Raw genomic sequence first — 11,874 nt, 5'->3', positions numbered from 1 at the left:
GCCGAACTGTACGGCACGCCGGTTGAGATTCCCGTCGAGCTGGAGCCGAAGATGAAGGGCTCCACGGTGCTGGCGAAGAGCTTGCGCGCCCTGGCTGCGGTGACCCCGCGCGTGACTGAGGAGGCGCTTGCCGCCCGCGAAGCCGCGCTCGCCCTATTGGGTGAGTCCTAACCCGAAAAACCTACCTGCCGGTGAGGCTACTTGCCCCCTTAGCTAGCGCCTCACCGGCGGGTAGAAACCCCCGAGCATGCTTCGGTGACGAAACGGCTTGACCACCGTCGCGGGGCGGGAGTACTCTATAAGTAATGGCGGATTATGAAGAGTCCTACTTTCTGAAATATCTTTTCTTATATTTATCGGATTCTTCGCTTCCCGCCATTTTTCTTTTAACCCAGTTCCCACGCGGCTGACAGATAAGCGGCCAACAGATCAGCAAGCGACCGATCAACAAGCAACGGATAAGTGCCGCCCAGGCTCCGCGATACGTAACCGCCTGTTGCCCCGCGAATATATACCCCCGCAGGTCACCGATGACCAAACCCCGCGACAACCAGCACCCACGCCGCTACGATAAGAACATAGACACACCACCGACGGTGACAGCCGGGTGAGACCAACGGAAAGGACGACCCGTGACCACTCCCTACGACGCATCCCCCTACCTGCAGGAATCACCCTACTTCGACGAATCCGCATACCTTCACGGCGAAGCGCCCGAGGGCCTCAGCCCCCTCGTGCGCCTCATCCTGATGCGCCGCTACGGCGTGTACGTCTTCACCGACCTGTACGGCCCCTACTACCGCTCGAACTACTCGAGCATTAACGACCTGCACCACTCCGGCGCATTCGACACCGACCTGGGGCGAGTATCCGTCCTGAGCAATTGCGGTCTGACCCTCAGCCCTGAGTCCCTCGCCCAGGCGCTGAACGCCAGCGCCAACGAATTCGCCCTGTTCGCAACCATCTGGTCCTACGAATACGGGTACCGCCCCGGCCGCGTGTTCCGCCGCGACTTTGATCTGCGCGCCCTGACGCTCACCGACGAGCAACGCTACACCGAGCAGATCATGCACTACCTCTCCAACCCGTACTACAACCCGGACGGCACCGAGCGCATTCTTGGCGGCCTGCCCGAGAACTACGTGCCCTACGAGTGGCAGCAGCCGATGAGCCGCTCCAACTTCGCGTCCATGGAACGCAACCGCCGACCCCTGCAGATGGTCAGCGGCGTGCAGAACGCCCTGATCATGGCGGGTGCCCTCTACCAGCAGCTGCTCGGTCAGCAGCAGGCGTACAACCAGACCGACCAGCGCGACCTTGTGGCGTTGCGCCGTTTCCTTGCCCAGCATGACGCGCTGCCGGCTGCCCGACCAGAGAACACCAGCCGCGAGAACCGCGTGTTCATCGCCGCCTGCCTGCACCCCGAAGACGCTGAGCGTCTGCACACTATGAAGGAGGCGCTCGCTCTCGCCGCCGCATACTCGCGCCTGCGTTTCAACGGCACGGTGGGTGACCTGAGCCTGAGCATCGCACCGCGCCTGAAGCTGCGTCGTAGCGAACGCACCCGCATCGCGCACCTGCTCAACCGGGTACTGGAGGCTGACCCGGTCGGCGCCCGCTACGACAGCGCGCCCAATGCAGAGATGTACAAGCGCCTCGTCAAGGCGATTCACCCCGGCGACTACCCCTCGCTGACCGCGCTGAGCCGCTGGGCTGATGACCTGTACCGCGGCGAGGTGTACAGCTTCGAATCGCTGGTGGACCGCGCCTACGCCACCCGGGATGCGCAGAACGTGGCACGTCTGCTCTCGACCCGTCCCGGCGTGTTTGCACGCCAGCTGGTGCGCGCCCTGGATGCTTTCGAAGCGCCTCGCTACGGCATCGATACCGCACCGAGCCCCGGCCAGCAGGTCATCTTTGACGCGTTTGCCGCCGTGGCGCCGCGCGTTTCCGCGCCCATCCTGGTGCAGATCCGCAACCTGGTGACCCTGCAGCGTAACGCGCTTGCGAACCCGCCGAAGGAGCGCCCCGCCAACCCGGTGGCGGTGCAGGAGGACCGGGAGCTCGCCGACTACGCGCGCCGCAACCCGGAGGGCGTCGCGAGGGTTCAGAACATCATGCAGAACGCGGGCATCCCGAACCCGCTGGGCTCGTTCTTTGGGGATAATTCCGGCCCGGAGAACCCGCTGCCTTCTATCCCGGTCGGTTCCGAACCTGCCGCGAGCCAGCGCGAGGAGCGCCGCGCGGCGTCCGCTCAGAAGACTCAGCCTGCCGCCCCGCAGCGCATGAACCTGTCCAAGACCGGTATCGCCACCATGATTCCGGCGCGCGAGTACAGCCCGGTCGTGCTGGACCTGCTGGAGCGCCTGGTCGAGATTGGCCTGTCCGGCCGTCTTGCCGAGACCAGCATCTACCTGCCCGAGCAGGTGGGTGATACGATTATGCCGCTGAACACACGCAGTGCCCGCCCCTCCCTGGACGGTATGGGCCGCTACAACACCTCGACGGTGCACCTGCCGCCCACCGGCGTGATTCGCCTCTTCTGCTTCTGGGATGAGGGCGTGGACATTGACCTGTCGCTGATGATGTTCGACGCCGAAGGCAACTACATGGACAAGATCAGCTACTGGTCGCAGACCGTGAAGAACAGCCAGGGCGCCATTTACGCGCATCACTCGGGCGACATTACGGACGGTACCGGAGGCGCCTGGGAGTACATCGACATTGAGGCTCGCAAGGCGCTCAAGGCGGAGGTGTGCTACCTCGTGCCGGTGGTGCAGCTGTATTCCGGCTTCGGGGAGGCACACACCCTGGCCGCGGTGAACGACCTGCAGGCGGGCTTCATGGTGGTGCCCGCCGTAGGTGTGGGTGAGGTGCATGAGGTGAGCCAGGTGCACACCAAGTTCACCTTGCGCGCTGAGAGCCGCGGTGTGCTGCCGTTCATCGTGGACCTGCAGAACCGCGACCCGTACGACATCCCGGAGGAGACCGACGCCATCGTGAAGGTGACGGATATTGGTCTTGCCCACGGCATTAACGTGTTGCAGTCTGGCGCGAACATCACCGCCGTGCGTGAGCACTTTGACTGGGCGCAGCCCATGACGGTGCGCGAGTACCTGCAGCTGACCGGCGCGAAGCTCACCCCGAGCCCCGAGGAGGCGCAGCAAGTGCTGGAGGCGACGGTTCCGTCGCTGGCGGCACTGTACGTGGGCTTTGAGGCGGATGAATCTTCGGAGGAACAAGAGCCGCAGAATCCTGCCGCTACTGAACAGTAGGCGGGCGTAGCAAGAGTGGAGCCCCGGATAGTCGAAACTATCCGGGGCTCCACTCTTTTGTCATGTCATAACATTTTGGAATCTTCGTTGGATGATGAAGACATGCTGGCTTACTTAGGCGACCGCTTCGAGCTGTTGGCTCACGTACTGGTTCAGGCTCTGGTGAGAAAGCGCTGCCTGCTGAACCAGACGACGATGCAATTGCGGTGAAACACGCAAGTTGAATCGTCCTGAGAAGGAACGCAGAGAGAACGGTTCGGGTGCCTCGCGGCCATCTTCTTCAAGAATTTCGAGGGTGTCGGCGACGACTTCTCGGATACCTTCGAATGCCTCGGTAGAGGTTGGGGCCAGGTATGAGAGGCTGGGGAATTCGGCTACGGTTCCGACGAATTCCTGGTCGTCTTCAGACCACTCGACGCGGTAGGTGTAGAGCTCTTGGCGGGGGAGAGCGTTAGTCATCGTTATTCTCCAGTTTTCGAATGGCAGTTAGAACCTGCTTGACTTGGTATTTCTTTGCTTTACCGGAGTTTCCCTGTTGAATGTTGACAATAGGGTCACCATGCCAGGGGGTGCTGTAGTAGTGGTGAGATCCGCGGATACGCGGCGCTCCAAAGAAATGGGTGCATACCTTTTGAAGTTGAGTGAAAGTAACGTTTTGAGGGCTGGCGGCCATCTTCGCAACTAAATCTTCAATACTCGGCATACTTCATAGTACCACTTCTAGTACCATTTCGGGGTGGTTTAAAACCATAGAGAAAAGCCCCGGATAGTCGAAACTATCCGGGGCTCCACTCTTTTGTTGATGCAGTTCAGAACCGAAACTTACGGGCGGTTCTCAGGAGCCAGCGACTCCTCGGTTGCAAAAATCAGGGTCTGCTTCTTACCGCGCGCACCCACCGCCGGGGTCTCCAGCAGTAGCTCCGCGTTCAGGTCCTCAGCGTCCAGCTTCGCGCCAGCCAGAAGGCGGCTGGTCGCATCCTGCTTATCCTCACCGGTGATGAGGAAGAACACGTGACGCGAATTATTGATAATCGGCAGGGTCACCGACACACGCTCAGCCGGCGGCTTCGGCGAATCAGAAACCATCACGGTCACAGCCTTACCGCCCTCAACCGGATCCTCCGGCAGACCGGTACCCAGCAGAACCTGCTTACGGCCCGGGAACAGGGAAGCAATATGACCATCCGGGCCCATGCCCAGCAGGGTGATATCAAAGACCGGTGCAGGCCACTGGCCGCCACCGCCACCACCGCAGCCTCCGCCGCCGCATCCGCAACCACCGGCGGATTCGGAAGCCTCAGCAGCCTCAGCATCAAATTCGTCCAGGGTGGTCTCTTCGATGGACTGCTCGGGTGCGGAAGAACCGCAACCGCCGCCACCACAACCACAGCCGCCGGAGCCGCCGTGCTCGTGACCTGCGCCGCCACCGTGACCGCCAGCCAGCGGCAGTTCGGTTGCGCCCTCGGGCATCTGCACGCTCACAGCCGGTGCAGAACCGGCGTAGTCGCGCATCTCAAAGGCGTAGTGCTCAGCTGCAGCTTCCAGGCCGGTGAAAATATCGGACGGACCCATGCGGTGCACATTGCCCACGACCAGGCCGTGCGACAGCAGGGGAGCGAGCAGCACCTCAATAGCCTGACCGTCATTACGTTCGGGGCTACGCTCGGGCACGTAACGCTCATCGGAGAACCAGAAGTGCACGCGGGACCAGTCGATATCCTTCACGCGCTCGTTCTCAGCCCATGCCTTCAAGGTGGCGATACCCATGGTGCCGCCGGTCAGCGAAATGTGGGCGATCGTACGCTCAGAGAGCACGTGCTCAATGATGTCGAGGATGCGGGTCACCGCGTCCGCTGCGAGAGCGTCGCGGGTCGGGTGCGCCACCAGGGTGGGGGTGGATGCGCCCATGTTCTGAATCTTAGGCATCGAAAACCTCCGGGTATTCTTCGAGGTCCAGCATGTCTTCAGGCTGGCAGGTGTCATCGACGAGGGTGACGGTGCGCAGCGCCTGCTTCAGCACGTCACCGTAGGTGTCGTCCGGGTCGAGGCGGCGCAGCTCCTCAGAGATGCACTCGGCGAGGGTACGCACCGGCAGCGCAATCTGCTGATCGGGCGCGTACGGGGTGGAGATGGTCGCCACGGAAATGCCGGGGCGGAACATCGTCACCGAACCGTCTTCACGCTCAATGCTGACGCGGTACAGGCCGCGGTTTGCCGCGCCAATGGTGGCGAGGTGCACGGGTGCTTCAAGCTTCCAGCCGAGCCACGTACCGAGCAGCACCACGGACGGGGACTTGCTCGAACCCCACACAACCACGCGGCGTACGGGGGAGGAAGGCATCTGCTCCATGAGCGCTGCGAGCTGGGTGCGCCACAGGGTGAGGCGGGTCCACGCCAGGTCGGTGTCGCCGGCGCGGTACACCTCGGCGAGGTGCTTGAGGGCCTCCTTCGGGTCCTCAGCGCGTGCAGAATCGGTAATGCGACGCTGAGCGATACGACCGATGGAGTGCTGTGCTGGGTTCTCCGGAACCGAGTGCGGCCACCAGACCACAATGGGGGAATCAGGCAGCAGCAGACCGGAGATCAGTGCTTCGGTCGGGCGGGATGCGCTACCCCAGCCGCGCAGAACAATCATCTCGGATGCACCGGTGTCGCCGCCGAGGTGGATTTCTGCATCCAGCTGGTCGGGGTCGAGCGGGTCGTGGGAGATGTGCACAATAATGCGGCTCGGGTGTTCGTGGGAGGCACGAATTGCGGCGCGCATTGCTTCGCGGGAGTGGCCCTTTTCCGCGAGAACAACAAGGGTGAGAACTCGTCCGCTACTGAGGCTACCGTTGGCGGCAGTCAGGTGGCTCAGTTCCTTGTTGATGGCTGAAACGGTGGTGTTATGCAGGTGCGAGATCACGGGCGCCTCCAAGCGCGGTTGTCACGCTCAAGCATCTCGTGTGCTGAACGCGGACCCCACGAACCGGACTCGTAGGGTTCAGGCTTAATGCGGTTTTCTTCCCAGTACTCTTCGAAGGGGTCGAGGATTTTCCAGGAGAGCTCAACTTCTTCGTGGCGGGGGAACAGCGGCGGCTCGCCGAGCAGAACGTCCAGGATGAGGCGTTCATAGGCTTCGGGGGACTCTTCGGTGAAGGAGTGACCGTAGCCGAAGTCCATGTTGACGTCGCGGATTTCCATCTGGGTGCCGGGCACCTTCGCGGAGAATCGGATGGTCATGCCTTCGTCGGGCTGCACGCGGATGACGATGGCGTTCTGGCCGACCTGCGGGTTTTCACGTTCGCCGAAGAGACGGTCGGAGGATTTCTTGAAGACCACGGCGATTTCGGTGACGCGGCGGCCCAGGCGCTTGCCGGCGCGCAGGTAGAAGGGGGTGCCTTCCCAGCGGCGGTTTGCGATGGACACCTTCAGCGCTGCGAAGGTTTCGGTGCGGGAGTCTGCGGGGATGTCGTTCTCGTCGAAGAAGCCGTTGACGTGCTCGCCGCCCTGGTAGCCTGCGGCGTACTGGCCGAGGGCGAAGGAGTTCGGCAGGTCGTCGATGCGGACTGCTTCGAGGACCTTCGCCTTCTCGGCGCGCAGGTGCTTGGCGTCGAGGCTGAGGGGCTCTTCCATGGCGGTGAGGGCGAGCAGCTGCAGCAGGTGGTTCTGGATGACGTCGCGGGCCGCACCCACGCCGTCGTAGTAGCCTGCGCGGGAGCCGATGCCGATGTCTTCTGCCATGGTGATCTGGACGTGGTCAACGTAGTTGGAGTTCCAGAGCGGTTCGAACATCTGGTTGGAGAAACGCATCGCCAGGATATTCTGAACGGTTTCCTTGCCCAGGTAGTGATCGATGCGGAACACGGCGTCGGGCGGGAAGACCGCCTCCACGATGGAATTCAGCTCGCGGGCGCTCTCAAGGTTGTGGCCGAAGGGCTTTTCAATAACCACGCGGCGCCAGCCGTCAACGGGGTTGACGGTGTCGTTATCACGGGATGCGAGGTCGTGTTCAGCGAGCTTGGTGAGGACCTGCTCGAATGCCTTCGGGGGAATCGACAGGTAGAAGGCGTGGTTGCCGTGAGCGCCACGCTCGTCGAGTTCGGCGAGGGTGCTCTTGAGCTGTTCATAAGCTGCGTCGTCGTCAAAGGCACCTTCAACGAATCGCATGCCCTGCTGGAACTGATTCCATACGTCTTCGCGGAAGGGGGTGCGGGCGTTTGCCTCAACAGATTCACGCACGTAGGAGCGGAAGTCGTCATCGCTCCAGGGGCGGCGGCCGAAGCCGACAAGGCCGAAGCTCGGCGGGAGCAAACCGCGGTTCATGAGGTCATACACTGCCGGAAGCAGCTTCTTGCGGGCCAGGTCACCGGTTACGCCAAAGAAGACGAGCGCGGACGGCCCCGCAATGCGGGTAATGCGGCGGTCGCGAGTGTCCCTGAGGGGGTTCGCTTCATGACCGATAGTCACAATATATTCCTTTGATTGCCTTGGTTGGTTCGTGCGGCGCGCGGTTCGTACCTTGTCGCGCGGAGGCGATGCCGCATTCTGGAAGGTGTGTACCCTGTATTGTACCGGTTTTGACGGGATTGTCTCAGTGGCACCCTAATTCGCCGAGATTCCCCGAACGGTGAAGCTCTGGCGGGAACCCCGGCGGATTAGGATGCGGTGCCGCGGTGCGCATCGGGCGGTGCACACCGACAGTGTTTAGTGCCGCGCTATATTTTCGGCGGCTACTGGGGCGCGGCTACTTAGCCTGCTCGAGTGCTTCGCGGACGGTCTGCAGCAGCTCTTCCCAGGAGACGTCGAACTTGGACAGGCCCTCAACCTCGAGCTTTTCCACGACCTCCGGGTAGGAGACGTGAACGGAGATAGCGTCCAGAACGTTGTTGGACTCGGAGTAGTTCGGCACGATGGTGTTGCCGGTAACCTCGCCGTGATCGGCAACAGCGTTCAGGGTTGCCTCGGGCATGGTGTTCACGGTGTTGGGTGCAACCAGGCCGGTGACGTACAGGGTGTCCGGCAGGGACGGGTCCTTCACGCCGGTGGATGCCCACAGCGGGCGCTGTACGTTCGCGCCGTGCGCCTGCAGACGTGCCCAACGCTCGGAGGAGAACATTTCCTCGAACACCTCGTAGGCGAGGCGTGCGTTTGCCAGGCCTGCCTTGCCCTTGAGCTGCACAGCGTCGCCGCCGGCAGCTTCGAGGCGTGCATCGATTTCGGTGTCTACGCGGGAGACGAAGAAGGATGCGACCGAGTGGATGGTGGACAGGTCCTTACCGTTCTCCAGCGCCTGCTCCAGGCCGAGCATGTAGGCGTTGATGACCTCGCGGTAGCGGGTCAGGGAGAAGATCAGAGTCACGTTCACGCTGATGCCAGCAGCCAGGGTTTCCGCGATGGGGCGCAGGCCTTCCTGGGTTGCGGGGATCTTAATCATGACGTTTTCGCGGCCCACGCGCTCGTAGAGTTCACGTGCCATCTTGGCGGTGCCTTCGGCGTCGCGTGCCAGGCGGGGGTCAACCTCGATGGAGACGCGGCCGTCAAAACCGTTGGATGCCTTGTAGACGGGTGCAAACACGTCGCAGGCTGCGCGCACGTCGTCGCAGGTTGCGGCGAAGACTGCCTCTTCAACGCTTGCGCCGGCGGCGGCAAGTTCACGCATCTGCTCGGCGTATGCGGCACCCTTGGAGAGAGCACCAGCGAAGATGGTGGGGTTGGTGGTCACACCGACGACGTTGTGGGTCTTGATGAGTTCGGCGAGGTTGCCGCTGGTCAGACGCTCACGGGAGAGGTCGTCAAGCCAGATGGAGACACCGGCGTCGGAAAGCTTCTGAGTGGACTCAGACATGTGAAAACCTTCGATTCTTTGTCGAAATTGAAATTTGAGATATCAGTGAAATCTTCTGGGCGGCGGGAGGCTCCGGCTGAGCGGTCAGCCGGAGCCTACCCGTTGCGTCCGCACCCCACCCGTACAGGGGGAGCGCAGTGTGCGCGGCAGTTACCGCGGCGTTGTTACTGCCTACTTAGCGGCCTCGATGGATTCCTTAGCGGCAGCCACGACAGCCTCCGCGGTGATACCGAATTCGCGGTACAGGGTCTTCGCATCGGCGGATGCACCGAAGTGCTCGATGGACACGGCGCGGCCAGCGGTGCCGAGCAGGTCGTACCAGCTCATCGCCAGGCCAGCCTCGACGGAGACGCGGGCGGCAACCGAGGAGGGCAGAACCGACTCGCGGTACTCTGCGTCCTGCTCAGCGAACCACTCACGTGAAGGCATGGAAACCACGCGAGCCGCGATGCCCTGCTCTGCGAGGGTTGCGCGAGCCTGAACAGCGAGCTCAACCTCGGAACCGGTAGCGATCAGGATGACGTCCGGGGTGCCCTCGGTGTCAGCCATGATGTAGCCGCCGCGTGCGGTGCCCTCAGCGGAAGCGAACTTCTCGCCCTCAGCGTCTGCGTGCACGTCTTCACGAGCCCAGACGGGCAGGTTCTGGCGGGAGAGCACGATACCTGCGGGGCGGTCGGACTTCTCCAGGATGGTGCGCCATGCGACGGCGGTTTCGTTAGCGTCCGCGGGGCGAACCACGTCGAAGCCGGGGATGGCGCGCAGGGCGGAGAGGTGCTCGATCGGCTGGTGGGTGGGGCCGTCTTCGCCCACGCCGATGGAGTCGTGGGTCCACACGTACACTGAGGGAACGCCCATCAGTGCGGAGAGGCGAACGGCCGGGCGCTGGTAGTCGGAGAACACGAAGAAGGTGCCCGAGAATGCGCGGGTCGGGGAGGAGAGCACAATACCGTTAACGATTGCTGCGGCAGCATGCTCACGAATACCGAAGTGCAGCACGCGGCCGTAGGGGTTACCGGTCCAGTCTTCGGTGGTTCGCGATGCCGGGTTGAAGGACTCTGCCCCCTTGATGGTGGTCAGGTTCGAGCCGGCGAGGTCAGCGGAGCCGCCCCACAGTTCGGGGAAGGTGTCAGCAATAGCGTTGATGACGGTGCCGGATGCCGCGCGGGTTGCCACGGAGGTGCCAGCCTCGAACACGGGGAAAGCAGCCTTGTAGTCCGCGGGCAGTTCGCCTGCAACGAGGCGCTTGTACAGTTCGGCGCGCTCGGGGTTAGCCTTAGCCCATGCCTCGAACTTCTCGTCCCATGCCTTGTGTGCCGCAGCGCCGCGCTCGACGAGCTGGCGGGTGTGTGCTAGCACGTTCTCCTCGATGAAGAAGCTCTTGGCGGGGTCGAAGCCGAGCAGTTCCTTGGTTGCGGCGACCTCTTCGGCACCGAGCTTGGAGCCGTGCACTGCGCCGGTGTTCTGCTTGGTGGGGGCGGGGTAGCCGATGATGGTGCGCAGCTCAATGAAGGAAGGCTTGTCGGTGACAGCCTTCGCACGCTCAATAGCGGCGTAGAGTTCTGCGACGTCCTCAACGTAGTCACCGGTGCGGGTCCAGTCCACGCGCTGAACGTCCCAGCCGTAGGACTCGTAGCGCTTTGCCACGTCTTCGGTGAAGGCAACGTCGGTGTCTTCTTCAATGGAGATGTGGTTGCGGTCCCACACGACAATCAGGTTGCCGAGCTCCTGGTGACCTGCGAGCGCGCACGCCTCGGCGGTGACGCCTTCCTGCACGTCACCTTCGGAGGCGATGACGTAGACGTGGTGGTCGAAGGGGGAGGTGCCCGGCGCTGCTTCGGGGTCGAACATACCGCGCATACGGCGCTGTGCGTAGGCGAAGCCAACGGCGGATGCCAGGCCCTGGCCGAGCGGGCCGGTGGTGATTTCTACGCCCTTGGTGTGCTTGTATTCGGGGTGGCCGGGGGTGAGGGCACCCCAGGTGCGCAGGGCTTCTAGGTCCTTCATTTCCAGGCCGTAGCCGCCGAGGAACAGCTGAGTGTACAGGGTGAGGGAGGTGTGGCCGGGGGAGAGGATGAAGCGGTCACGACCTTCCCAGCGGTCGTCGGAGGGATCCTGGTTCATGACCTTCTGGAAGAGCAGGTAGGCGACCGGCGCCAGGCTCATTGCGGTGCCGGGGTGGCCGGATCCGACCTTTTCTACGGCGTCTGCGGCGAGGATACGTGCGGTATCTACGGCGCGCTGGTCGGTTTCTGTCCACTGGAAGTTCTCTGCCACGTGGGTGTCCTTTCACAACGTGAGTGGATGCGCCAGCAGGCTTGTGCTAGCGCGCTGTCCGTCGGGTGTAACGGTTCTCATCAGGCTGTTATTCCCGTGCCGTGTGTGGCTGGGTGCCCGGAGGATGTTTCGACCCTTTCGTTTTAACAGGATAGTTCACTGGGCGGAAGTATCCGGTGTGTGAATGCAGACATTCACAGGGTGATACGGGGCTGAGATGGAGAAAAAGCGACGCTACAACGCGGGCTCCGCGGATTTCGCGGTGCGCGTTTGAGCTGTGTTTCTGAGCTATGCGCTGAATATTGTTCAGTAACGTAACAATTTTTGTGTAAGTGGTGAAGCTCATGTTAAGGTTGAGCAGGAAGGTTGTAGACCGAAACAGTGGTTGGGTCGGTCTACATCTCGGTGATTGAAGCCCCTCCTCCGCGTAAGAACCGTTGATTATCTTACTGTGGTGGTGAGATAAAAGGTTCTGGAGGAGGGTGCTTTCTTTTAGTC

At 62.3% G+C, this 11,874-nt stretch carries 8 protein-coding genes; 1 reads left to right on the top strand and 7 read right to left on the bottom strand.

Annotation, left to right across the window (positions count from 1 at the left end):
* The first annotated feature begins 632 nt into the window (after window positions 1–632).
* Entirely contained in the window at window positions 633–3,275 is a 2,643-nt protein-coding gene (locus HMPREF2919_RS05290) for a TerD family protein (protein WP_070666660.1), read from the top strand.
* A 114-nt stretch (window positions 3,276–3,389) separates the two neighbouring features.
* Here HMPREF2919_RS05290 and HMPREF2919_RS05285 read toward each other — a convergent pair whose 3' ends face one another.
* The 7 genes from HMPREF2919_RS05285 to tkt form a co-directional block, all read right to left on the bottom strand.
* Window positions 3,390–3,734 carry a type II toxin-antitoxin system HicB family antitoxin gene (locus HMPREF2919_RS05285; protein WP_049342824.1) on the bottom strand — a complete coding sequence of 115 codons (345 nt, stop codon included), beginning with the start codon at window positions 3,732–3,734 and terminating at the stop codon, window positions 3,390–3,392.
* Window positions 3,727–3,978: a toxin HicA gene (locus tag HMPREF2919_RS05280; RefSeq protein WP_070593262.1), complete on the bottom strand. Its 252-nt coding sequence runs from the start codon at window positions 3,976–3,978 to the stop codon at window positions 3,727–3,729. The genes HMPREF2919_RS05285 and HMPREF2919_RS05280 overlap by 8 nt, the downstream gene beginning before the upstream one ends.
* Window positions 3,979–4,097: 119 nt before the next feature.
* On the bottom strand, window positions 4,098–5,201 hold the full coding sequence (locus tag HMPREF2919_RS05275; RefSeq protein ID WP_049349679.1) for a 6-phosphogluconolactonase: 1,104 nt from the start codon (window positions 5,199–5,201) through the stop codon (window positions 4,098–4,100).
* On the bottom strand, window positions 5,194–6,180 hold the full coding sequence (locus HMPREF2919_RS05270) for a glucose-6-phosphate dehydrogenase assembly protein OpcA (RefSeq protein WP_049349677.1): 987 nt from the start codon (window positions 6,178–6,180) through the stop codon (window positions 5,194–5,196). Before HMPREF2919_RS05270 ends, HMPREF2919_RS05275 begins: the two co-directional genes overlap by 8 nt.
* Window positions 6,177–7,724, bottom strand: a complete 1,548-nt coding sequence (gene zwf, locus HMPREF2919_RS05265; protein ID WP_070666657.1) for a glucose-6-phosphate dehydrogenase — start codon at window positions 7,722–7,724, stop codon at window positions 6,177–6,179. The genes HMPREF2919_RS05270 and zwf overlap by 4 nt, the downstream gene beginning before the upstream one ends.
* 277 nt (window positions 7,725–8,001) lie before the next feature.
* The gene (gene tal, locus HMPREF2919_RS05260; protein WP_070506337.1) at window positions 8,002–9,102 is read right to left on the bottom strand and encodes a transaldolase; all 1,101 of its coding nucleotides are present in this window, start codon (window positions 9,100–9,102) and stop codon (window positions 8,002–8,004) included.
* 171 nt (window positions 9,103–9,273) lie between these two features.
* Complete coding sequence (tkt, locus tag HMPREF2919_RS05255) at window positions 9,274–11,376, bottom strand: transketolase (RefSeq protein WP_070666654.1); 2,103 nt, start codon at window positions 11,374–11,376, stop codon at window positions 9,274–9,276.
* Window positions 11,377–11,874 lie beyond the last annotated feature (498 nt).

Origin of the sequence: Rothia sp. HMSC068E02 (assembly GCF_001813565.1) — a bacterium.
In the GTDB taxonomy this organism is placed as follows: domain Bacteria; phylum Actinomycetota; class Actinomycetes; order Actinomycetales; family Micrococcaceae; genus Rothia.
The sequence above is the reverse complement of the archived record's forward strand: the minus strand, read 5'-3'. Positions and strand labels throughout refer to the sequence as shown.